Annotated in this window: 22 protein-coding genes; 16 read left to right on the top strand and 6 right to left on the bottom strand. The window is 49.5% G+C overall.

The window, feature by feature from the left end:
- Positions 1-210: 210 nt before the first annotated feature.
- The 3 genes from ACYVH9_RS08135 to ACYVH9_RS08125 all read left to right on the top strand — a co-directional run bounded on the left by ACYVH9_RS08135 (position 211) and on the right by ACYVH9_RS08125 (position 4,396).
- A complete protein-coding gene (locus tag ACYVH9_RS08135; RefSeq protein ID WP_460635803.1) occupies positions 211-1,476 on the top strand; it encodes an MFS transporter in 1,266 nt (421 codons plus the stop codon).
- 187 nt (positions 1,477-1,663) lie between these two features.
- Positions 1,664-1,906, top strand: a complete 243-nt coding sequence (locus ACYVH9_RS08130; protein ID WP_460635802.1) for a hypothetical protein — start codon at positions 1,664-1,666, stop codon at positions 1,904-1,906.
- Between the two features lie 222 nt (positions 1,907-2,128).
- Positions 2,129-4,396, top strand: a complete 2,268-nt coding sequence (locus tag ACYVH9_RS08125) for an NADP-dependent malic enzyme (RefSeq protein WP_460635801.1) — start codon at positions 2,129-2,131, stop codon at positions 4,394-4,396.
- A gap of 84 nt (positions 4,397-4,480) precedes the next feature.
- Here the strand turns inward: ACYVH9_RS08125 and ACYVH9_RS08120 are convergent, their stop codons facing one another.
- The gene (locus ACYVH9_RS08120; protein ID WP_460635800.1) at positions 4,481-4,981 is read right to left on the bottom strand and encodes a DUF4385 domain-containing protein; all 501 of its coding nucleotides are present in this window, start codon (positions 4,979-4,981) and stop codon (positions 4,481-4,483) included.
- 332 nt (positions 4,982-5,313) lie between these two features.
- On the opposite strand from ACYVH9_RS08120, the gene ACYVH9_RS08115 reads away from it, so the two are divergent.
- The 4 genes from ACYVH9_RS08115 (at position 5,314) to ACYVH9_RS08100 (ending at position 9,887) form a co-directional block, all read left to right on the top strand.
- Complete coding sequence (locus ACYVH9_RS08115) at positions 5,314-5,847, top strand: alpha/beta hydrolase (RefSeq protein ID WP_460635799.1); 534 nt, start codon at positions 5,314-5,316, stop codon at positions 5,845-5,847.
- Positions 5,848-5,856: 9 nt separating this feature from the next.
- Positions 5,857-6,345 carry an RNA polymerase sigma factor gene (locus tag ACYVH9_RS08110; protein WP_460635798.1) on the top strand — a complete coding sequence of 163 codons (489 nt, stop codon included), beginning with the start codon at positions 5,857-5,859 and terminating at the stop codon, positions 6,343-6,345.
- Positions 6,346-6,355: 10 nt separating this feature from the next.
- Positions 6,356-6,982, top strand: coding sequence for a hypothetical protein (locus ACYVH9_RS08105; protein WP_460635797.1), 627 nt, complete (start codon positions 6,356-6,358; stop codon positions 6,980-6,982).
- Positions 6,983-7,313: 331 nt separating this feature from the next.
- A complete protein-coding gene (locus ACYVH9_RS08100; protein WP_460635796.1) occupies positions 7,314-9,887 on the top strand; it encodes a TonB-dependent receptor in 2,574 nt (857 codons plus the stop codon).
- A 74-nt stretch (positions 9,888-9,961) separates the two neighbouring features.
- On the opposite strand, the gene ACYVH9_RS08095 is transcribed toward ACYVH9_RS08100, so the two are convergent.
- Entirely contained in the window at positions 9,962-10,882 is a 921-nt protein-coding gene (locus ACYVH9_RS08095) for an ROK family protein (RefSeq protein ID WP_460635795.1), read from the bottom strand.
- Between the two features lie 119 nt (positions 10,883-11,001).
- Here ACYVH9_RS08095 and ACYVH9_RS08090 point away from each other — a divergent pair, with 119 nt between their 5' ends.
- From ACYVH9_RS08090 to ACYVH9_RS08070, 5 genes are all read left to right on the top strand, one after another.
- Positions 11,002-11,739 (top strand): class I SAM-dependent methyltransferase, encoded by a 738-nt coding sequence (locus tag ACYVH9_RS08090; RefSeq protein ID WP_460635794.1) that lies wholly within the window; start codon positions 11,002-11,004, stop codon positions 11,737-11,739.
- Between the two features lie 176 nt (positions 11,740-11,915).
- Positions 11,916-12,509: a TetR/AcrR family transcriptional regulator gene (locus ACYVH9_RS08085; RefSeq protein WP_460635793.1), complete on the top strand. Its 594-nt coding sequence runs from the start codon at positions 11,916-11,918 to the stop codon at positions 12,507-12,509.
- A 622-nt stretch (positions 12,510-13,131) separates the two neighbouring features.
- A complete protein-coding gene (locus ACYVH9_RS08080) occupies positions 13,132-13,854 on the top strand; it encodes a dioxygenase family protein (protein WP_460635792.1) in 723 nt (240 codons plus the stop codon).
- A gap of 18 nt (positions 13,855-13,872) precedes the next feature.
- Positions 13,873-14,454 carry a hypothetical protein gene (locus tag ACYVH9_RS08075; protein WP_460635791.1) on the top strand — a complete coding sequence of 194 codons (582 nt, stop codon included), beginning with the start codon at positions 13,873-13,875 and terminating at the stop codon, positions 14,452-14,454.
- Positions 14,417-15,112, top strand: coding sequence for a pirin family protein (locus tag ACYVH9_RS08070; RefSeq protein ID WP_460635790.1), 696 nt, complete (start codon positions 14,417-14,419; stop codon positions 15,110-15,112). The genes ACYVH9_RS08075 and ACYVH9_RS08070 overlap by 38 nt, the downstream gene beginning before the upstream one ends.
- 16 nt (positions 15,113-15,128) lie before the next feature.
- On the opposite strand, the gene ACYVH9_RS08065 is transcribed toward ACYVH9_RS08070, so the two are convergent.
- The 3 genes from ACYVH9_RS08065 to ACYVH9_RS08055 all read right to left on the bottom strand — a co-directional run bounded on the left by ACYVH9_RS08065 (position 15,129) and on the right by ACYVH9_RS08055 (position 17,016).
- The gene (locus ACYVH9_RS08065; RefSeq protein WP_460635789.1) at positions 15,129-15,485 is read right to left on the bottom strand and encodes a thioredoxin family protein; all 357 of its coding nucleotides are present in this window, start codon (positions 15,483-15,485) and stop codon (positions 15,129-15,131) included.
- 80 nt (positions 15,486-15,565) lie between these two features.
- On the bottom strand, positions 15,566-16,117 hold the full coding sequence (locus ACYVH9_RS08060; RefSeq protein ID WP_460635788.1) for an RNA polymerase sigma factor: 552 nt from the start codon (positions 16,115-16,117) through the stop codon (positions 15,566-15,568).
- A gap of 74 nt (positions 16,118-16,191) precedes the next feature.
- On the bottom strand, positions 16,192-17,016 hold the full coding sequence (locus ACYVH9_RS08055) for a serine O-acetyltransferase (RefSeq protein ID WP_460635787.1): 825 nt from the start codon (positions 17,014-17,016) through the stop codon (positions 16,192-16,194).
- Between the two features lie 294 nt (positions 17,017-17,310).
- Here ACYVH9_RS08055 and ACYVH9_RS08050 point away from each other — a divergent pair, with 294 nt between their 5' ends.
- From ACYVH9_RS08050 to ACYVH9_RS08035, 4 genes are all read left to right on the top strand, one after another.
- Positions 17,311-18,531, top strand: a complete 1,221-nt coding sequence (locus ACYVH9_RS08050) for a PQQ-dependent sugar dehydrogenase (protein ID WP_460635786.1) — start codon at positions 17,311-17,313, stop codon at positions 18,529-18,531.
- A gap of 102 nt (positions 18,532-18,633) precedes the next feature.
- Positions 18,634-19,113 (top strand): methylated-DNA--[protein]-cysteine S-methyltransferase, encoded by a 480-nt coding sequence (locus tag ACYVH9_RS08045; RefSeq protein ID WP_460635785.1) that lies wholly within the window; start codon positions 18,634-18,636, stop codon positions 19,111-19,113.
- 139 nt (positions 19,114-19,252) lie between these two features.
- Entirely contained in the window at positions 19,253-20,128 is an 876-nt protein-coding gene (locus ACYVH9_RS08040) for an alpha/beta fold hydrolase (RefSeq protein WP_460635784.1), read from the top strand.
- Between the two features lie 60 nt (positions 20,129-20,188).
- The gene (locus ACYVH9_RS08035; RefSeq protein ID WP_460635783.1) at positions 20,189-21,151 is read left to right on the top strand and encodes a threonine ammonia-lyase; all 963 of its coding nucleotides are present in this window, start codon (positions 20,189-20,191) and stop codon (positions 21,149-21,151) included.
- Between the two features lie 95 nt (positions 21,152-21,246).
- On the opposite strand, the gene ACYVH9_RS08030 is transcribed toward ACYVH9_RS08035, so the two are convergent.
- Positions 21,247-21,636 carry a response regulator gene (locus tag ACYVH9_RS08030; RefSeq protein ID WP_460635782.1) on the bottom strand — a complete coding sequence of 130 codons (390 nt, stop codon included), beginning with the start codon at positions 21,634-21,636 and terminating at the stop codon, positions 21,247-21,249.
- Positions 21,637-22,006 lie beyond the last annotated feature (370 nt).

Genomic DNA, 22,006 nt, shown 5'->3' with positions numbered 1-22,006 from the left:
TTTCTGACCGGCGATTTCAAGTTTCAATCAGGGAAGTTCCAGAAAATGAGTTCCTACTACTTTCCTGCTGAAAACCTTGAAATTTAAAATCAGAAGATTTTAGCCGGGAAATTAGCAGATTCACTTATTTTTCGGAAATTTTGTATATTTCCATTCAATAAAACTTAGTATTGACCTAAAATTTTTCAACTAAACCCCTGCAACATCTTTATGGAGACAGTTATGGCGACGACGCCAGTCAACCAAAGCCGCCTTTTCAACGCCAGCTGCTTTGCGCTTATTACCACCGCTTTTTCGTTTAGTATACGGGCTGGTATTCTACCTCAATTAGGTACGGAGTTTGGGCTGACTGCCGAACAATTGGGCTACATCAACTCCATGTTCTTCTTTGGCTTTCCCATTTCAATGATCATTGGTGGTCTGGTTTATTACTCCGTTGGACCACGTATCATCATGCAGGTTGCTTTTTTGGCGCATACGTTGGGGATTCTGTTGACTATTTATTCGGGCGGTTTTACAGGCCTGTTGATTTCTACGTTCTTTATCGGTTTTGGAAATGGTTGTACGGAAGCCGCCTGTAATCCGATGATTGCGGATATGTATTCCGGCCAGAAAATGAACAAAATGCTCGCCCGTTTCCATATGTGGTTCCCGGGTGGCATTTTCGTCGGTAGCTTGATCTCCCAGTTTATGACCAGCGCCGGCTTATCCTGGCAGACTCAAATCTGGATTATTATGATCCCGACTTTAATCTACGTCTTTCTGTTCTTCGGACAAACGTTCCCCCGTCCGCACGTGGAAGGATCTGCTTCGCTGTCTAAAAACTTTGCTGCGATGCTCACTCCGCTGTATATCTTCATCTTCTGCTGCATGGCCTTGACCGCCATCACCGAGTTTGGCCCACAACAATGGGTTGGTTTAATCATGAGCAAGAGCGGAGCCAGCCCAATGCTCATTCTGGCCCTGACGGCTGGTTTGATGGCTATTGGCCGGTATTTTGCAGGTCCCATTGTTCATAAACTTGATCAAACCGGAGTCCTGCTGGGTTCAGCCGTTTTTGCGGCCATCGGTATCTATCTGTTTAGTACCCAAACGGGTGCAGGTGCCTACGCAGCCGCTGTTATTTTTGCCATTGGCGTTTGTTATTTCTGGCCAACCATGATTGGTTTCGTGGCCGAGCGAATTCCGTTGAGTGGCGCTCTGGGAATGTCAATTGTTGGTGGTGTCGGTATGTTTTCAACCGCCATTTTCCAACCGATCATTGGAGGATGGATTGACGACGCCCGCGCTGAGAAAGCCAGTGAGGGGCTATCCGGTGATGCACTGGAGCTGGCAGCAGGGCAGGATACATTGATTAACATTATGACCTTCCCGATTATTCTAATCGTAGCCTTCACACTTTTGTGGTTCTGGATGCGCAACCGCAAAGCAGGACCAGGCAATGAGAAGTTGGCCAACCAACAACCCCAGCTCTAAAACGCCTTACGTTTAATGACTTGAGCCGATCTGGATATAGACCAGATCGGCTTTTTTAATTTTTTGCAGATTTTTTAGCATTATCCTCCCCTTTTTCATATATTTGATTACGTAACTTGAAGAATTAGTAATGGACAGGTATTAAAAATCCATTTCAGTAACCCACTTAAACCGTATTGCACTATTAATGAATCACTTAACTCAACCCCGTAAATGGCCTAAACTGGAATTATCCCGTTGGCAAGTCATTCAGTTATCCATGCTCACAGTCCTGATTGCCGCCATGGCTTTCTGGAAGTTTCAATACGAGCAGATTTTACCCAAAAGTATCCCCGTCCAGATGATGTTTAAGGAGACTGGTGTCCTGGACGACCAATCGATTGCAAAAACCACCGTTTCACCTATTAAAACGGTTAAGGCTCATTTCTAAATCCACCCAATTTGCTTCAATCTATACTATCGACCGATCTCGAACTACCAAGTGGCCCGCCCGTAAAGCGGGCCATCTTATTTTAAATAAGCGCTGAACGCTACTTTTTTCCTTACCTTAGCGCCCCGAGTGTAGTGAACTCATCAGAAAGGGCTTACCCCCACACTCGCCAATTACCATCTGACATATTAGCTTTATTGGACCAACCCTGACTCATTGTTTATGGAGAAGAAAATCCGCCGGGAAGACGCCCTCGAATACCACGCCAAAGGACGACCGGGTAAAATCGAAGTCATTCCAACCAAAGAGTATAATACCCAACGTGACCTAACACTTGCTTATTCACCCGGTGTGGCCGAACCGTGTCTCGCAATTGCCGAGAACGTTGAAGATGTGTATAAATACACGGCAAAAGGCAACCTGGTTGCTGTCATCAGCAACGGAAGCGCGGTATTGGGGCTGGGCGACATCGGTCCCGAAGCGGGCAAGCCCGTTATGGAAGGAAAAGGGCTGCTGTTTAAAATTTACGCTGATATCGATGTGTTTGACATTGAGTTGAACACCAAAAATGTGGATGAGTTTGTCCGCACCGTCAAAATTCTGGAACCAACATTCGGCGGTGTCAACCTGGAAGATATTAAAGCACCGGAATGCTTCGAAATTGAAGAGCGGCTGAAGCGAGATCTGAACATTCCGGTGATGCACGACGACCAGCACGGCACCGCCATCATTTCGGCAGCCGCGCTGCTGAATGCGCTCGAGTTAACCGGCAAAAAGATTGGTGACGTAAAGATTGTGGTCAACGGCGCTGGCGCTTCGGCAATCTCCTGCTCGAAATTATACATTGCCCTCGGCGCCAAGGTCGAGAATTTCGTCATGTGCGACAGCAAAGGGGTAATTCGTGCCGACCGCACCGACCTGGATGAACGCAAAAGCCAGTTTATCACAAACCGTGATCTGCGCACCCTGGAAGAAGCGATGATCGACGCCGATGTGTTTATCGGTTTATCGAAAGGCAATGTCGTGACGCAGGATATGGTGCGCTCGATGGCAAAGGATGCCATTGTTTTTGCGATGGCCAACCCGACACCCGAAATATCCTACCCGGATGCCACGGAAGCCCGCGAGGACATCATCATGGCAACCGGGCGTTCCGATTATCCCAACCAGGTCAATAACGTTCTGGGCTTTCCTTTCATTTTCCGGGGAGCCCTGGACGTGCGGGCCACCGAAATCAACGAAGCCATGAAGCTGGCGGCCGTTCACGCGCTGGCCGATCTGGCCAAAAAATCCGTGCCGGATCTGGTGAACCTGGCTTATGGCGAGTCCAACCTGATGTTTGGCCGAAAATACATCATTCCCAAACCCGTTGATCCGCGTCTGCTGACTACCGTTGCCCCGGCCGTAGCCCAGGCAGCAATGGATTCAGGGGTTGCTAAACACCCGATTACGGATTGGGATGCCTATGAACAACAGCTGGCCCGGCGATTGGGCCAAGACAACCAGATTTCGCGCGTCATCCTGAACAAAGCCAAATCCAATCCAAAACGGGTTGTTTTTGCCGATGCCGAAAACCTGAAAGTACTGAAAGCCGCGCAACAAGTCCGGGATGAAGGCATTGCTTTTCCAATTCTGTTAGGGGAAGTAGCCCGGATTCGCTCCCTGATTACCGAAAATAACCTGGACTTGGGCAATGTACCCATTCTGGACCCGCGCGCCCCAGAACAGGAAGAATTGATCCAGAAGTTTAGTGAACTCTATTACGAGAAACGGAAGCGCAAGGGCGTCAACGCGACGGAAGCGACCAAGCAGATGTATTACCGCAATTATTTCGGCGTCATGATGGTCGAAGCGGGTGAGGCAGATGCTGTGATTTCGGGTCTGACACGTAATTATCCCGACACCATTCGTCCGGCACTTCAGGTGATCGGGAAAGAATCCGGCGTGAAAAAAGTAGCCGGAATGTACATTCTGCTCACGAAACGTGGTCCGCTGTTCTTCTCCGACACCACGGTTAACTTCAATCCAACGGTTGATGAAATCGTTGAAATTACGGAGCTGACCGCCCGTGCCGTCGAACGGTTTAACATCAAGCCCCGGATTGCCCTGGTTTCGTATTCCAACTTCGGGAGTGCCAAAGGCGACGATGCGCAGAAGATGAATCAGGCCGTCGAAATCCTGCAACGCAAACACCCCGATCTGATTGTCGACGGTGAAATCCAGGCGCACCTTGCTTTTGACACAGACTTGCTGAAGCTCAACCATCCGTTCAGCAAGCTCGTCGAAGAAGGTGCGAATACGTTGATATTCCCAAACTTGTCGGCCTCCAACATTGCCTATAACCTAATGACGGAGTCGGCCGGGTTCGACGCCATCGGTCCGATTTTGCTGGGGCTGCGCAAACCTGTTCATGTTCTGCAACTCGGTAGTTCCGAACGCGAGATCGTCAATATGGTCGCCATTGCCGTTGTTGAAGCACAAGGAAAATAAACCTAGGATGGTGAATTATAAATGATGAACGATGGCCTAACGCAGCGCAGGCCATCGTTCATCATTTATAATTCTATAATAGAATCAACCGTATTTTTCCTGCCATTCTTTTCGCAGCTTTTTATAGTCCGGATCTTCGCGGGCCTGAAGGTATTTTTCGCGGAAAATAGCGGCACTTTCAGCCTTTACCGGGTCCACATCGAGCGGTAACTGATCACGGCCGTGACTTCCGCTGCGCCCCTTTTGGTCGTCGGGAACCGGCCCGTCGTATTTCTGCCCGGATTTGTGGTTGGCATACCGCCGGGAACGCGTTACGCCCATTTGCAGGAACTTCCGCGCCATATCCATTCCCACAAAATCGCCTTTGTTTTTATACGCCAGGAACAATTCATAGATTTTTCCCGCCGATGTTCTGGCAATTTCCGGCGTTTTAAACCGCCAGTGCGGTAAAATTTCGGACTTATAAGGCTGTACCAGCAGCACCCCCTGCTCCCCCTTTCCGACCCGGTATAACTCCGGTTTGTCACGGAGGTTTAATTCCTTGTAATTGAGGTCGTAATCAAATTTCTTTCGTTCGGTTTTCATCAGCGGTGCGGTTCTAAACAGTAAACCGCTCTCAATATCTTTAGTTTATCACCTTTTTTTGCAGTCCCTGTAATATTTTCCTCGTTTCCGCGACTAACAGCCTGAATCATCCATGCAATTCTGCTTTACGTATGCCATTGAGATTAAGAAAAAGGAGCGTTTTACGCCTGGTCCTGATCAGTCCCGGGCTGCTCTTTTGCAGCTGGCTTATTTGGTCTTCTCAGGCCCGGGGCCTTGACGAAACAGTCTTCCATACCACGCCATCCCTTCGGGTAGATCGCACGGATAATTGGATCGCCTTTATTCCACAGAAGCCCCAAAGAGCAACGGTTTTGTTTTTTCCGGGAGCCCTGGTTGACCCCGACGCCTACGCCCCGCTGGGCCGACACATTGCCGAGGCAGGCTACCAGTTTTACCTCATCAAAATGCCCTGGCGACTGGCCTCGCAGGGTTACCAAAAAATTAATGGGCTTTTTAACTGGGCCGACTCTTCCCGCCAATACATTCTCTGCGGTCATTCGCTCGGCGGCAAAATGGCGGCTCAATTCGTTTACGAAAATCCTGGAAAAGCCGCTGGCCTGATTTTACTAGGAACATCGCACCCGAGAGATATTGATTTGTCAAACTTCCCGATTCCGATTCTGAAACTGTATGCCACCCACGACGGGTTGGCGAGCCCGGAAGAAGTGCTTCGGAACCGGGACAAATTGCCTGTTCATACCCAATTTGTACGGATAGAGGGCGGCAATCACGCGCAATTTGGCTATTATGGTTTTCAGTTGGGCGACCATTCCGCCGAAATCAGCCGGGTTGAGCAACAGAGGCAGACGGTTCAGTCGGTTGTACGGTTTTTAGGTCATTTTTAACCACCCGCTATGGAACAGGAATTTGTCAGCTTGCTGAACCGTCACCCCGGCATTCTTTACAAGGTTTGTTCGCTATTCTGCAATGACCCCGACGACCGAAATGATCTTTTTCAGGAGATCGTTCTGCAACTCTGGAAAGCCTTTCCCCAGTTCAGGCAGGAAGCAAGCGTAACCACCTGGATGTACCGGATCGCGCTTAATACGGCTGTTTCGAATTACCGCCGAAAAACCGGCAACGTACGTCTGGTGCCCTTTTCGGGTTCCGAATTGCATATCCCGGATTTGCGAGACAACGCAGCCGACGAATCCATTAAAGCACTTTACGACGCCATCGAGCAGCTTTCGCCCGTCGAGAAAGCCATAATCATGTTGTATCTGGACGATAAAAGTTACGACGAAATGGCCAGCATCATGGGTATTTCTAAAACCAACGTGGGTGTAAAACTAAACCGCATCAAATCAAAACTGGAGAAGCTGATTAAAGTGACGACTCCTTAAACGCACCATTATGAATCTGGAGGCATTCAAATCAACCTGGAAGTCATATGACAAAACGGTTCAGACTCATCAGCCGCTGAGCGAACAGACGGTCCGGCAAATGATCAAAGACCGTTCGGCAAGCACCCTGGCAACCATGGAACGCAACCTGCAACGCGCCGGTCTGATCATGACGGGAGTAATTTTATTTTTTCTGGCGGCCGCCATCGGCAATGCCTTCGACTACCCGCGCTGGTATTTCTACATCCCGTCTGCTTTGTATATTGGACTCGCAACGGTTGCGCTGAAGGTAATAGTTACCAATTATCGCCACGTAAAGCGGGTGAACCTAAGTCAGCAAAATTTGTACGAAAGCCTGACAACGGTTTTGCAGGAACACGAAAAAGCGCAATTTATTTTATCAAAAGTCTGGTTACTGTGTATGCTGGCCGGTTTTCTGTTTGGCGTTTCGATGGTAGGGCGAAAGCTGGATACCTACGGTCCTGTCACGGTTCTATCTTTTCTGGGTTTTCAGGCCCTCCTAATTTTATCTCTGTACGCTGCGGCCCGCTGGATTTTCAGGCTATTTGAGGATAAAACAGGCGCTGAGCTAAAGACAAGCATTCAGGAGCTGGATGCACTAAAAAACGTTGAATAGCGCCCAGCCTGCGGCTTTTTATTCATACTCTACCTCATTTTGACCTTTACCCCTAAAATAGCGTAGTCCATCCTGATAAAACCGCCACTCATCGAAAACCAGACTTTAAAACGATGGTGACGCCGTAAATTTGAGGGTGGTTTTTCAGGTAATCCATACCGCTCCGTTCATCCATTTTCCGTACCACCCGAAGGCTAGATTTTACCGTTCCACCGATTTAGGGAAAGCCTGACCAAATCAGATGGCTGATTGATGAGACTTAGTAATATCTTTGTATAGTTCTATTTAGCCTTATTTATCTACGCACGTAGCTCATTATCACATAAGAATTATGAAAAAATTAATACTTTTTGGCATTATTTTATGCGCCAAATTGTCGTTCGCGCAACAGCCTGCGGGACCTCCACCGGGGGGGGGCCGACCGACCCCCGCAATTCCGGGAACCGTAAACCCGGATGCACCGCGTGGCAACGGGAAAATTACGGGTGTCCTGATCGACTCCACCACCAACAAACCCGTTGAATTCGCCACCATCGCCTTGCTGAACGTGCAAACCGGCAAACCGATTGACGGAACAACCAGCGATGAGAAAGGCAAATTTTCGTTAACGAAACTGCTGCCCGGTGACTACCGGCTGCAAATTTCGTTTTTGGGCTACCAGAATAAGGAAACCCGCATTTTGAAAATTGAGCGCGGTACCGATATCAACATCGGCAATATCCCGTTGTCACCGGATGTAAAAACGTTGCAGGAAGTCAACGTAGTCGGTCAGGCCCAGATGATCGAAGAGAAAGTTGACCGGCTGGTCTACAATGCCGACAAAGATGTTACGAACCGAGGAGGTGATGCCGCCGAGGTGATGCGAAAAGTTCCGATGCTGTCGGTTGACCTCGACGGCAATGTGTCCTTGCGGGGTAGCACAAATGTGCGGGTACTGATCAATAACAAACCGTCGACGATTGTAGCCGCCAGCGTGGCCGATGCCCTCAAACAAATTCCGGCGGATATGATCAAGTCGGTGGAGGTGATCACCTCGCCCTCGGCCAAATACGACGCCGAAGGCTCGGCCGGGATCATCAACATTGTGACGAAGAAAAACACCTTGCAGGGGCTGACGCTGAACATCGATGGCGGGGTCGGAAACCGCGGGTCCAACCTGGGCTTAAACGGGAATTACCGCACCGGGAAAGTAGGTTTCTCGCTGGGCGGTTTTGGCCGGGCCAATTACAACATGATCGGCAAGTCGGAAAACATTCAGCGTAGCTTTTTTGAAAGCGGAACCGTTGAAACCCGGCAAATGGCCGATTCGAGAAACCAGTTCCTTTTCGGCAACTATCAACTGGGCTTCGACTACGACATTGCCAAAAACCAGAGCCTGACGGCCACGTTGCGGTATGGGGCCCAGAACGGAAAATCCACCCAGGACCTGACTACAGTTTTTTATCCGGGCGGGTTGGTTCCGGGCGAAACGTCCCGGCGCGATATCGATATCAAAAACCTGTCGGGAACGGTCGATTTAAACGTTGATTATACCCGCACGTTCAAAAAACCGCAGCAGGAACTTAGTATTCTGACGCAGTTTAGCCGGAATAACCGAACCAATGATTACGAAGCCGAGCTGTTTGGAAACTCGGCCATCATCACCGGACGCGACCGCAATGACAACCTGAGTTACAACCAGGAGTCAACGATTCAGGTTGATTACCAGACGCCGATCAAAAAAAACCAGCAGATTGAGTTTGGAGGAAAAGGAATTTTCCGGCAGGTAGATAGCGACTACAAATATTTTGTTTCGACCGGCCCGGACGGTGAATACGGGCAGAATCCGCTACGGCCCAACAACGGGCTGGACTACAACCAGAATGTGGTGGGTTCGTACATATCGTATACTTACACCTCAAAAACCAAGTATACGATCAAAGCCGGAACCCGGTATGAGTACACGGTGATTGACGCCAACTTCCGATCGGAAACGCCGGGCCAAACGATCGATATCCCGAGCTATGGAAATCTGGTTCCGAGCATTAACATTTCGAAAACGCTGAAAGGCGGAAAAACCGTAAAACTCGCTTACAACCGCCGGTTGCAGCGCCCCGGGATTCAGTTTCTGAACCCGAACGTGAACGCATCTAACCCGCAGAATATCACATTCGGAAATCCGTTCCTGGAACCCGAGCTGACGGATAACCTGGAACTAAGCACCAGCGCTTACGTCAAGAAAACCTACGTGAATGTATCGCTGTTTGCGCGCCGGACCGACAACTCCATCGAAAGCGTGCGAACTACAAGTTCGGAGGGGGTCATCACCACAACGTTCCAGAACATTGGTCATAAAGAAAACTATGGTGCCAACGTATTCGGAAACATCAACCTCTTTTCAAAGTGGCAGATTGGTGGTGGTGCAGATGCCTATTATTCCTTCATTACCAACAACAGCCCAACGCCGTCGTTGAACGCCAGCAATTCAGGCTGGGTGGTTACGGGTCGGTTGTTCACGAATCTAACGCTGAAAAATGGCTGGGGTGTACAAGGCTTTGGATTTATGCAGGGCCGGAGTGTTCAGCTGCAAGGGTACCAAACCGGTTTTGGCTTTTATACGCTGGGCGTCAAGAAGGATTTCAAAGACAGCAAAGGACAGACGAAGGGAAGCCTGGGATTGGCCGGGGAGAACTTCCTGACCAGCCGGTTCAGGATGCAGACGGAGTTAACATCTCCTACTTTCCAGCAAAGCAACATCAACTACATTTACAACCGGGGTGTCCGTCTGACGTTCAGCTACCGAATTGGAAAAATGAGCTTTGACCAACCCCAACGCCGGAGAAAATCCGTTAGCAACGACGACGTCAAAGATGGCGGTGGCGGTGACGGTGGAGGTCAACAAGGCGGTAATAACCGGCAACGGTAATTCAGTTAAAACTTAAGAGTTAAAAGTATGTGCGTCCGCCAACTTTTAACTCTTAAGTTTTAATTCTCAGTTGATCACAGCATGGCTGCGCCGAAAACCCCGGCGCTGTCGCCGAGCTTAGGTTTCAGAAACTTAGTTTCCAGACGGCCTTCGTTGAAGACGTACTTTTTGGCACGTTCGACGCCTTCGGTATACAGCAGATCTATATTGCCAACGCCCCCACCTAGCACGATAGCATCCGGGTCCAGTACGTTGATGATTACCGAAATAGCTTTTCCGAAATTTTCCAGCAACCGGTCGATGGTCTGAGTCGCAAACGGATCGCTTCCCGCGTAATGGCGCTCGACAATCTCCTTGAGTTTGCGCTTTTCACCACTGATATCTTCATAATACCGTTGCAGGGCTGGTCCGGAAAACACCTGCTCGTTGCAGCCGCGTTTGCCACAGTAACAGGGATAACCGTTTTCTTCCAGGGTGATATGGCCCCACTCGCCCCCAATACCCTGCAAACCGTTCTGAACAAAAGGCTGGCCATCTTTACCCCGAAAAACAACGCCACCGCCAACGCCCGTGCCCATGATAACACCAAAAACCGCCCGATAATCGGGAACGACTTCCGGCACGGCACCCAGCGTAGCCTCAGCCAGTGCAAAGCAGTTGGCGTCGTTGGCAATACTGACCGGAACCCCCAACACCTTCTCAAGTTCCTGGGGCAATGGCATCCCGTTCAGGCAGGTCGTATTGCAGCCTTTCATCACGTGCCGGGCCGGATCAAACGTACCGGGTGTCCCAAAACCGATGTGATCGGGTTGACTTCCTGTTTCAGCCTTCAGTACATCAACCAGTTTGGCAATCTGGCTGACAATATGCTGGTACCCTTTATGAGCCTCTGTATCAATTCGTTTTCGAATAACGACGGCGTCTGGAGATGGGGCCGACAGCACCACTCCTTCAATTTTAGTACCTCCTAAATCAATACCCCAGTAGGTTTGCATGAATGGATTTAAGAATTTTGATCCGCGAATTAAGACAAAAGAATTAAAAGTTAAGAATTAAGCGTGAATAATTAAGCACAATACGTGCCTGCAACCGCTTCATTCTTAATTCCCCGCTTATGGCCTGGTACGAGAATTTTTTTACGGGATTGGTGCAGGAAGCCTGGAAAGCCGCGCAATCCGAAGAGCAAACAGAACTGGAATGTGACTTCCTGAACGATGTGCTGGACCTGCAACCGGGCCAGCCCGTGCTTGATATTTTCTGCGGTTATGGACGGCACGCGCTCGAACTTGCCCGTATGGGGTATGTTGTAACGGGTGTTGATATCGCAACCGAATCCATTCAGGAGCTTCAGAAAACCGCTAAAAAAGAGAAGCTGACGGTAACAGCGCTGGCCGGTGACTTTATGGGCCTTACGCTGGAAGATGGTTTTCAGGCGGCTTATTGCATGGGCAACAGTTTCAGCTTTTTTCCGCATGACCAAATGCTGGTGTTTTTGCGAAAAATTGCGAACACGCTCCCGAAGAATGGACGGTTTGTGGCCGATACAGGCATGATCGCCGAAAGTATATTGCCGGACTTTGAGGAACGAAGCTGGATGCAAATCGGGGATATTACCTTTCTGCTCGAAAATGAATACGACCCCCGATCAAGTTGCATCAATGCCCAACTTACTTACCTGCAAAATGGGAAAACCTTACACCGTAAAGCTCGGCATTATGTTTACACCCTGGCCGAATTAAGCCGTTTATTTGAACAGGCGGGACTAAGAGTTGCCGATGTATACAGCAACCTGGATGGCTCAGATTTTTTACTGGGAGATGAACGTTTATTGATTGTATCGGAGAAAAAATAGGGCTTAGCGAGGCTAAACGTCTGATAATTGATAAAATTCTGACGGAGAACCGTTTATCTATACTATTTCCGGCAAGTATTGAACTATTTAAAGAATCATTGCAATTTAATTAGAAGGTCTGCTTACTTATGTGTAGTTTAACGTTGATTTAACACTGTTAACCCAACATAAGCCGAATGGAGACTCTTGAACGCAAGCAACGTAGCCGCGAACAAACTCGCTCCGGTATTGTTCTGACCGCCAAGGACATCGCCCGTCGTGAGGGCTGGCAAGCCGTGTCGATCCGCAAAATTGCTGATGCAATTGATTACAGTGCCCCCATTGTCTACGAATATTTCGATAGTAAAGATATTTTGCTGGACGAAATCCGCAACGAAGGATTTCGTCATTTACGGCTCGAGTATGAGCGCATCGCCAAGGTCTACCGCGATCCTGAAAAACGACTTTTCGAGATGTCGATTGCCCAATGGCAGTTTGCGATGGACCAGCCCGAAATTTACCAGGTGATGTACAACCTGAACGGAGCATACTGCACCCGGCCGATTGAAGAGTCCGTTGAAATGGAAGCGCTGAGCACCCTGATCCGCGAGATCATTTTCACTTTCATTCCGAAGTCCAAGGACAGCATTCAGAAGCTCTACTTTGAATGGTGGTCGTTGTCGCACGGTATGATTATGCTGGCCCTGATGCTTCGTGACCAACAGTCACTGGAGTTGTCGGAGCAGGTGTACCGCGACGCTATCCGTCGGTTTGTTCGTTCGTTGCGGTAACAATTCAGGCCGTTAAACGAATCTTCCAACCGTATCTACCAAAGCCCATGCAAGGGCTTTGGTAGATACAGTACAGGAGCGGTTTGCCCATACCTCACGTTTTATCAGGTTCCCGTATTTCGTTCAGCAGTAAGCAGCGTAGCATGAAGCCGGAATTCCAGCAGAAACCTTTCTTCGGATGGCTACGTACCAGGCGGCCAAAGCACTGGGCGTTTCATAAACCATCGGATTGCTCAAAAAGGCATGAAAGCCGATCTGGCGGTATTTGATGGTGATTTCGAAACGAACTTTTCCAGAACGCTTTCCGCGGTCAATCTAATCATCAAAGACGGCCAGATTGTGCATAGCCCCAACTGATCTGCCACTCCGTATTCTGATGAAATGCCGCTAATCAAGCGGCATCAAAATTTGTATTGCCTTTCTTCGGAAGGCCACCCTCCCAGCCTGCTGCTCCCATTCATTTACCGACAGATTTCTGCGGTTTACCTACAAAATGAAACGCGGTGCAACAAACCGCACCTATTCTACGGTATAGGTGAAAAAGGAGCCATTTCAGGGCTATCACTGAACAAAAAGGCAAAGTCTATTCATTCGGAATTAACACAACTCACCTATAGCTATCATGGAACGTAAAGATTTTTTGAAAAGAAGTTTCTCCGCTCTCGGGATTGCGGCCATTGCACCAATGATCAGCGCTTGCAACAAAGAAGATGAGGTGGCCCCGGATTCGCCCACAAGCACCGGAACGTCAACTGGCACAGGAAGTTGTACGGTCACGTCGAACGAAACCGAAGGCCCTTTCCCTACCAAAAGCCCGGCGAGCCTGGTTACGTCCAACATTACCTCCGACCGTCAGGGCACCAAGCTGACCATCAAGATTACCGTCCAGAACAAAAACAACAGCTGTGCCGCACTGGCTGGCGCTCTGGTCGATATCTGGCATTGCGATGCCACTGGCAACTATTCCGAATACGGCGGTACTCAGATGCAGTCGACCAACTACCAGAGTGTCCACTTTTTGCGTGGCCGTCAGACCTCCGACAGCAACGGTCTGGTTGCCTTCACCAGCATTTACCCTGGCTGGTACCAGGGCCGGGCACCCCACATCCACGTTCACGTGTACAACGCCAGCGGTAAATCCCTGAAAGTATCCCAGATTGCTTTTCCGGAAGACATCAGCAAGGTGGTTTACGCGCAGGGCGTTTACGCCAGCCACGGCCAGGCCGATACGACCAATGCCCGCGACACTATTTTCAGTGATGGCATCAGCACCAATATCTCAACCGTTACCGGAAGCACATCGGCCGGCTACGAACTAGCCTGGGCCATCATCGTAGAAGCGTAGCGATTAGCAAACGGCATCATGGTGAAAGGCCTTATTAAGTTGAGTTACCGGAAAATAATCGACGCAGCTTCCCGGAAAGCCTGGGATACGTTTGTGTTCAACGACACGCACCTGGAGTTTTATATGCAGGCCCAGCAGCTGGACCCGGAAGGAAAATTTCCGACCTTCCAGCTAATGCGGGAAAACCTCGGCCGCGAAGATCAGCTCCAGTATTTAACCAGTACGGCGGCCATTGGCTACATCCGTCAGTTAAATAATATTATCCCGGATGTCGCCAACCAACAGGGTAAATTATGCCTGCCTTTCAGGAACTTTCGGTTTGAAATCATCGATTCGCACATCCACAATAAGAGTCAGCACCGCATTGCGATCTGGTTTTATAGTGAACCCCTTACTTGGATCGACACAATTGATCACCAACTTCTGGTTGCTTATGGTGATCAAACCGCAGAGCTGGCGACTGGTCAGGAGATCGAAACCGATCAGATTCCGTTGTGTCCCTTTCTCAGCATTTCTCACTTTTCGGCTCGCCAAATTCATCTTTCTCAGCACACCAAAGAGCATGTCCACACCAACGCAAGCCCGAATTTACCTCGCTGAGCACCGGGGCTGTACCCAATTGTCCGATTACCGTAGTTTTCACACGTTAAACGTCGGCTCCTACCAACAGGAAGGCCGCGAACCATTCGGCGCTTTAACGGTTTTTGATGATGATACGCTGTTGGCCGGAAAAAGCCATCACCTCGTTGTTGATGCGCCCACCGAACTGGTGTTGCTCCCCGTGGTAGGAGGCCTCGAACTAGTGGATTCACTCGGCGAAAGTGTCTTTCTGGGTGCGGGGGAGGTATTCCGTTTTACGGCATTTCCCGGCCAGGAATACCGTGTAATTAACCCGTACCAAAACGAAATGGTCAACTTTCTGCACATCGGATTAACAATCGGGCAAATGGGTGCTGTGTGTCCGGAAAATTTCCCAATGAGCTGTTTTGATATTGAAATCCGCAACCGACTTATTCCTCTATTCTCGTCGATCTACCAAAATGTAACCGGTTACATCGGGAAATACGGAGGACGACAGGCAGGATCTTATACGCTCAGTAACCCGCAAAATAGCATTTTCGTCTTTGTCATTGAAGGAGCCTTTGAAGTACAAAACCGCCTATTGCACCCGCGCGACAGCCTGGCGTTGTCGAATGCAGATACTGTAGAATTTGAAGCGCTTTCCACCGACGCCATCCTGCTCGTGATCGAGCTGTAGTCAGGACCGTTGTTGCTTAAGTGGCCGCCGTTATCGTCGGCAGCAAGTCCTGAATAAGCCCGGCCAGAACGGTTTTTGCCGTAAAACCAACCTGCCGATGAACCAACTGTCCGTCTTTGAAAATCAGGATGGTAGGCATGTTCCGAACATGGTAACGAGCCGTAACGACAGGATTCATTTCTACATCAATCGTACTGATCGTAGCCGCACCGGCGAAACCACCCGCCAGTTCGTCGATAATGGGTTCCAGCCTCCGGCAGGGCGGGCACCATTCGGCACTAAAATCAGCCAGCAAGACACCCGGCTGCGCCAGCAATTCGTCCCAATTCTGATCGGTTGCGTAAACCGCTTTGGTGTTGTTCATCGTCGTCATTTTGAATCATTTGTTTTCAATTGATTCCGATTGGCGACCGAAAATCACCCTGGTCTGAGAAAAATTTCTCAAAAACGGTTTTAACCATTTTCCGTAACCCGCTTCAATTGTTGAATGCACTTGTATTTTTGATTGACCGCCGTATGCCGGTTTTTCCAGCCCATCGTCACCATAACCTGTTCTATTGGTTCGTGTGAAAAATAAATGGACGTAATGACCCGTTGGCAGTGGCCCGTGATGCGAGACATCCACCTGCTGAGCCGCTCATTCTGACTATCGAGAGAAGACGATTCAGGGGGGCTGAAATCCCGGCTTTCCTGCAAGGCAATGAGTTGGTCTTCCGGGATTGTTACCAGTTTTTCGTCCCGGAGTTTTTTCAACCACAAATTTCGGGCAATGGCAAATAGAAAGGTTTTTAGTGTAGAAGTTAATCGGAAGCCAGAATCCGCCACTTTCTGATGAAGCAGAATAACGGCATCCTGAAAAATATCCTCAGCGTCGCCTTCGGTGCCGCTATTGCACTGAACAAAATGCAAAACTGATGGATAATACTTTTTATATACCCATTCGTAAGCCGATGCATCCCCCGTCCGCAATAGCTCAATCAGGCTCTGGTCACAAATGCAGTCCATGGTCAAATCCGTTTAGCCATTCATACCCAGAAGGCAAACAAAATCACCCGCTTCCCTGATTATTTTTTACGCAGTCAGGATTCGGTTGCCAACGACCGCACTTCAATCTGGCTCGTATGGTACACCAGCGAATACGGCTCAATGCTCTGGGTCAGCCAGACGTTTCCGCCAATGACCGAATCGTGTCCGACTACCGTCCGACCGCCAAGAATGGTTGCATTAGCATAGATGATGACGTTGTCTTCAATCGTCGGATGCCGCTTCCGTGATGCCATCGATTTGGCGACGTTCGTTGCTCCTAATGTTACGCCCTGATAAATCTTTACGTTGGAACCAATAATGGCTGTTTCACCAATCACAACACCCGTTCCATGATCAACAAAAAACGACGACCCGATTTGGGCATTCGGGTGAATATCGATTCCGGTGTGTCCGTGGGCGTATTCTGTCATCATCCGGGGTAGCAACGGCACTTGCAGTTCCGTCAAGACATGCGCGATCCGGTAAACGGCGATGGCGTAAAACCCCGGATATACCGCAATCACCTCTTCTACCCCCGCAGCCGCCGGATCAAACGCGGCAATAGCCTGCGCATCCAGCAACAACGCGTCGTAGGTACCTGGCAGGCGATCAAAAAACCGCTCGGTCGTCATTTCTTTTTCATCCGACAAATGCCCTTCCAACGGTTTCAGCAAGCAATTCAATTGCCGGTTGAGCTCGCGGTAGGTATCGGCTGTGCTGATCACAAACGGTCTGCAGTCCTGTGTGATCGGAAACAAAAACCGAATCAGGCTATCGATAAACCGCCCAACATCGGGCTTAGACGGCAGACGGTATCGAAAGCTGGCGTTTTGCGTAGCCATTCGTTCAAAGAAATGTTGCTGTTCGGCGGAAGTCATGAGGGGTGGTCCAGTAGAAGCCTATAGATAGAATCAATTCGATAGAGTAATGAAACGTCAGCGCAAAAAAAATCCTTCTTTCGAAGGCGGGTCCGCATCAGCAAAAACCGTAGATCACCTTCCCCGTTTTGAGGAAAGACAACAACAGCCCTTTATTTGCTTAAAAACGCGCATTTAGTAACAATTATTCGAGTAATGCGTTGAAAAAGAAACAAAAAGATTGCCAAAAAGTTCGGCTTTACCCTTTGGATAGAATATTGTATGACGAAATTAAAGAACTTCATCAATACTTCGATGACTCACCTAAAAAAAACGGCTGTTACTCTGGTGAGCTCACTGGCTGCAACGGTCGGTTTCGCCTTTTTGGTGTCGATCGCCTGCCAGTCAGGTGGAGCTTCGGAGGGAGATAGCGATACGACCAATCCGGCACCAACGGCTCCGACGGCCATGCGTCTGGAAAATGCATTTCCGAACCTGACATTCAAAAATCCGGTCGAACTAACGCACGCGGGCGACGGAACAAACCGCCTGTTTGTGATTGAGCAGGAAGGTCGAATCCGGGTTTTTGAGAATAATGCAGCCGCCCAAAGCGCTGAAACCTACCTGGATATTGCCAGCAAAGTGGCTTCGGGCGGGGAAATGGGCCTGCTGGGGCTAGCCTTCCATCCGAATTTTAAGCAAAACGGTTATTTCTACGTCAACTATACCAAAAATAACCCCCGCGAAACCGTTATTTCCCGGTTTACCGCAACACCAACGGCCAACCGAGCCGATGCCAGCACGGAAACGGTTTTGCTAAAATTTGAACAGCCCTATTCGAACCACAACGGTGGAAAAATTGCTTTTGGTCCCGACGGTTTTTTATACATTGCAACGGGCGATGGCGGCAGCGGGGGTGACCCGCAGAATTACAGCCAAAACCTGAAGACTTACCTGGGCAAAATGCTGCGGATTGACGTCAACAAAACGGACAAAGGAAATTACGGCATTCCGGCCGATAATCCATTTGTTACAAACGCCAACGCGTTTCCCGAAATCTACGCTTACGGCCTCCGCAATCCCTGGCGTTTTAGTTTTGATTCGCAAACCGGCCTCCTTTGGACTGGCGACGTCGGACAGAATAAACTAGAGGAGATTGATATCGTGAAGAAGGGTGGCAATTATGGCTGGCGACTGAAGGAGGGGCAAGATTGTTTCAATCCTGCCAGCAACTGCAACCAGGGACAGTTGATCGATCCTATTCATCAGTATGGCCGCGAGGAGGGTGTATCAATTACGGGAGGTGTCGTTTATCAGGGAGCCCGAATCCCCGGCCTGAAAGGAAAATACATTTACGCCGATTTTGGCAGCGGTCGGGTATGGGCGTTGAGCTTTGAAGGGGAAACCAAAACCGCTAATCAGCAGATTGCGGGCGACGCCGGTCCGATTTCGGCTTTCGGGGAAGACGCCAATCGGGAGCTTTATCTCCTGGAGCATACCAACGGAACTATTAAACGTTTTGCAACGGCTCAGTAAGTTCAATTCCAACACTAACATTCCGGACAGATTCCAAACGGGATCTGTCTTTTTGTTTTATATTTTCTGTAGATTGGTAGCATGAACGCTAACAGTTCGGCAATGTATACGACAACAATTCACACGCCGGTTGGATTTGCTGTTATCAGCGGCAATGAGGATGGAATTACAAGCGTTCGGTGCAGCAACGAGCCCGGGCAAGACTCGTCCTTTGTCCCTTCCGTGCTGCATAAATGTGCCCGCCAGCTCGAAGAATATTTTCAGAACGAACGTCGGTCGTTCGACCTGCCGCTTTGTCCGCAGGGCACTCCATTCCAGCGGTCTGTCTGGCAGATGCTGGCTGAAGTTCCTTACGGAAAAACCATGTCTTACATGCAACTGACCCGGCGCTTGGGCGACGAAAAAGCCATTCGGGCCGTGGCGGCAGCCAATGGAAAAAATCCAATTTGGATCATCGTTCCCTGCCATCGCATCATTGGTTCCAACGGCGATTTGACAGGCTATGCGGGCGGCCTTGCCCGAAAAAAATGGCTGCTTGAACACGAGCAGGTTGCTAACGGCCAGTTAACAATTGGGTTCTAAAAGGTAACTCACAAAGGCAATTCAGTATTCAGACGTACGTTAATTAATTAGTAATTAGGTTATTCGTAATGGATCGGATCGTTCTTACCCCCTCCACCGATAGACCGCGTAAGGCTTAACCAGTAGAATTATTTATTGCGTGAAAGTATTCAATAGCTTCCTGCTCCTGCTGCTTCTTCTTAGTTTAACCGGCTGTTTTCGTCGCTGGCGAATGAGTGATCGCCAGATTCAGGAGCACTTTGCCAACCGCTCCGCCAAGCCGACTTTCTTCACCATTGAAAATGACAGCCTGAAGTTGCACGTTGCCAGCATTGGTTCAGACACCTTGCCCCCACTCCTGTTGATTCACGGTGCGCCGGGCTCCTGGTATGGTTATCTGAAGATGTTCGATGATAGTTTGTTGTATAAACGTTTTCACATTTTATCTGTCGACCGGCCGGGCTACGGCAAATCCCGAAAAGGCCGCAAAGCCGTTACCTCCCTGAAAAAGCAAGCGCAGTGGATCGCTCATGCGCTTAACCTGAATCATTCGGGTAAACCCGCTATTGTGCTGGGCCGCTCGTACGGTTCGCCGGTGGCTGCCCGGCTGGCAATGATGTATCCCAGCCGGATCAAACATCTTTTCCTGCTGGCTTCTCCCCTTGATCCGGACAAGGAGCGGTTTTTCTGGTTCTCAAAATGGGGAAGACTGGCACCTATTAAGCTTTTTTTGCACCGCCACCTCAACCTGGCAACGGCCGAAAAATACACCCACATTGCCGAACTGCGCCAATTACAACCTCTCTGGTCGAAACTGAATGTGCCGGTTACCCTGATGCAGGGCGGTAATGACTGGCTGGTCGATCCGGCGAATCTCGATTTTGCTAAAAAGGTGCTGACGGGCAAACCGGCCGAATATATTTTCCTGCCCGAAGCGGGCCATTTGTTGACTAATTCCCACGCAGAAATGGTCAAAAGTCTAATCCTTCGCACGGGAGGGTACCCTTCCGCATCCAGCGAAGTGTCGGCCAATTAGCACCTCACTAAGCCGCCGGTTTTACCATATATTCTACTCAAACGGTTTTCTTTTGACACAATGATTACCCTCGAAACCATTCAGGCTACTCACGACCGCATCCGACCCCACATTCATCGAACACCGGTGCTGACCAATCAGACCATCAATGAACGGAGTGGTGTTGACATCCACTTCAAACCGGAAAATCTGCAAAAGATTGGTGCATTCAAAGCACGCGGTGGCCTGAACGCCATTCTGCAACTATCCGAACAGGAACGCTATCATGGCCGGACTCTCGGCCCCGTGACTACCCATTCGTCGGGCAATCATGCTCAGGCAATTGCCTATGCCGCCCGGCAGGTCGGAACAACCGCTTTTATTGTGATGCCCCGAACGGCTCCGCAAGTGAAGAAGGATGCGGTTCGCGGGTACGGTGCCGAAATCATTGAATGCGAGCCGACGCTCGAAGCCCGGGAAGCGGGGGTTCAGGAAGTCATCCAGCGCACGGGAGCGGTTTTGATTCATCCGTTTGACGACGATCGGGTCATTACCGGACAGGCAACGGCTGCCAAAGAATTAATTGAAGATGCCGGTGCCGAAAAACCGTTCGATGTTATTATGGCCCCGGTTGGCGGGGGCGGACTGCTCAGCGGAACGGCTCTTGTGACCCATTTTTTAAGTCCGCAAACCCGCGTGATAGCCGGAGAGCCAGAAGGCGCGGCCGATGCGGTGCTATCCTTTCAAAGTGGGAACGTGGAAAAAGCGCCCTACATCAAAACCATCGCCGATGGGTTGATGACGAGCCTCAGCGAGCGAACGCTGGGCTACATCCGGGAGCACGTCACGGCTATTCTGACGGTTTCGGACGCTGATATTGTCGACGCCATGCGATTAGTTTGGGAACGAATGAAAATTATTATCGAACCGTCGAGTGCCGTTCCTTTGGCGGCCTTACTGAAAAACAAGGAGCAATTTTCCGGACAGAAAGTTGGACTTATTCTAACAGGGGGGAACGTTGACCTGGCCAAATTGCCATTCTAATCCCTAGAAACGAAATAAAAAGACCTGTCAAGGTTTAAATCCTGACAGGTCTGGAATTCGTTCTCAAAAAAGAGACATCTATTCTGCTTGATCGTTTAGGCCGGATACAATTGATTGGTAAGCCGAACCAGCTCACTGTAGTTGGTTGGTTTTACCCGCAGTGCGTCGGGACTGATTTCATTCGTAAACAGGTTGTTGTTGGTTTCAAACGAGGAGCTTAATAAGACGGTTGGAATGGAACGAAACCGGCTATTCCGCTTCAGCCGCTTCAGGGTGGTTACGCCATCCATAACCGGCATGTTCAAATCCAGAATGATCAAATCGGGCACGTCATAATACTCCAGCAGATGATCCAGCATCTCCTGCCCGTCTGAAAAAGTAAACAGCAAACAACCGGGATGATGTTTTTGAAACGCCTGCCAAAGCATGAAGCGATCGTCTTCGTCGTCATCGACAATAAAGATAAGACTATGTTTCAATGGCATGACAAACCAGTTTTTAGTTGAAATGGCCTCGACCAACCCACAACAAGATAGCCGGCCCAATCAGATGGGCCGGCTACTCCCTTTCTACCTAAAACGCTAAGAAAACACTCTGATGAAACTAACTCAATTTGTCTGCAGCTGATTTTTACGTTTCAACTGCTGCCGACACCATCGAAGGAGTTGTAAACGCTCGGGCGGTGAAAGCCACCGAAGAAGTTTACGCAGTTCCTTTCGAAATAGTCGCCGGTCAAAATCAACTTTGTTCAGTACACACTGACTGTATTCAAACCAGGACATAATGGTAAGGATTAGTCTACTGCAAAGATGACAACTGCTGTTTAAATAACCCTTAGAGCAGGATTAGAAAAAA

It is taken from the genome of Larkinella harenae, assembly GCF_054780515.1.
Note: the sequence above shows the minus strand (reverse complement) of the source record. Positions and strands in the feature narration are given on the sequence as shown.

Coding starts and splice junctions, on each gene's coding strand:
- ACYVH9_RS08120 (WP_460635800.1), bottom strand. CDS start 4,981: ATGAAAACCGAACGAAAGAAATTTGATTACGACCTCAATTACAAGGAA.
- ACYVH9_RS08030 (WP_460635782.1), bottom strand. CDS start 21,636: ATGCCATTGAAACATAGTCTTATCTTTATTGTCGATGACGACGAAGAC.
- ACYVH9_RS08060 (WP_460635788.1), bottom strand. CDS start 16,117: ATGGACTGCATTTGTGACCAGAGCCTGATTGAGCTATTGCGGACGGGG.
- ACYVH9_RS08095 (WP_460635795.1), bottom strand. CDS start 10,882: ATGCAAACCTACTGGGGTATTGATTTAGGAGGTACTAAAATTGAAGGA.
- ACYVH9_RS08090 (WP_460635794.1), top strand. CDS start 11,002: ATGGCCTGGTACGAGAATTTTTTTACGGGATTGGTGCAGGAAGCCTGG.
- ACYVH9_RS08055 (WP_460635787.1), bottom strand. CDS start 17,016: ATGACTTCCGCCGAACAGCAACATTTCTTTGAACGAATGGCTACGCAA.
- ACYVH9_RS08105 (WP_460635797.1), top strand. CDS start 6,356: ATGAATCTGGAGGCATTCAAATCAACCTGGAAGTCATATGACAAAACG.
- ACYVH9_RS08100 (WP_460635796.1), top strand. CDS start 7,314: ATGAAAAAATTAATACTTTTTGGCATTATTTTATGCGCCAAATTGTCG.
- ACYVH9_RS08085 (WP_460635793.1), top strand. CDS start 11,916: ATGGAGACTCTTGAACGCAAGCAACGTAGCCGCGAACAAACTCGCTCC.
- ACYVH9_RS08125 (WP_460635801.1), top strand. CDS start 2,129: ATGGAGAAGAAAATCCGCCGGGAAGACGCCCTCGAATACCACGCCAAA.
- ACYVH9_RS08130 (WP_460635802.1), top strand. CDS start 1,664: ATGAATCACTTAACTCAACCCCGTAAATGGCCTAAACTGGAATTATCC.
- ACYVH9_RS08135 (WP_460635803.1), top strand. CDS start 211: ATGGAGACAGTTATGGCGACGACGCCAGTCAACCAAAGCCGCCTTTTC.
- ACYVH9_RS08075 (WP_460635791.1), top strand. CDS start 13,873: ATGGTGAAAGGCCTTATTAAGTTGAGTTACCGGAAAATAATCGACGCA.
- ACYVH9_RS08045 (WP_460635785.1), top strand. CDS start 18,634: ATGTATACGACAACAATTCACACGCCGGTTGGATTTGCTGTTATCAGC.
- ACYVH9_RS08070 (WP_460635790.1), top strand. CDS start 14,417: ATGTCCACACCAACGCAAGCCCGAATTTACCTCGCTGAGCACCGGGGC.
- ACYVH9_RS08080 (WP_460635792.1), top strand. CDS start 13,132: ATGGAACGTAAAGATTTTTTGAAAAGAAGTTTCTCCGCTCTCGGGATT.
- ACYVH9_RS08110 (WP_460635798.1), top strand. CDS start 5,857: ATGGAACAGGAATTTGTCAGCTTGCTGAACCGTCACCCCGGCATTCTT.
- ACYVH9_RS08035 (WP_460635783.1), top strand. CDS start 20,189: ATGATTACCCTCGAAACCATTCAGGCTACTCACGACCGCATCCGACCC.
- ACYVH9_RS08050 (WP_460635786.1), top strand. CDS start 17,311: ATGACTCACCTAAAAAAAACGGCTGTTACTCTGGTGAGCTCACTGGCT.
- ACYVH9_RS08065 (WP_460635789.1), bottom strand. CDS start 15,485: ATGACGACGATGAACAACACCAAAGCGGTTTACGCAACCGATCAGAAT.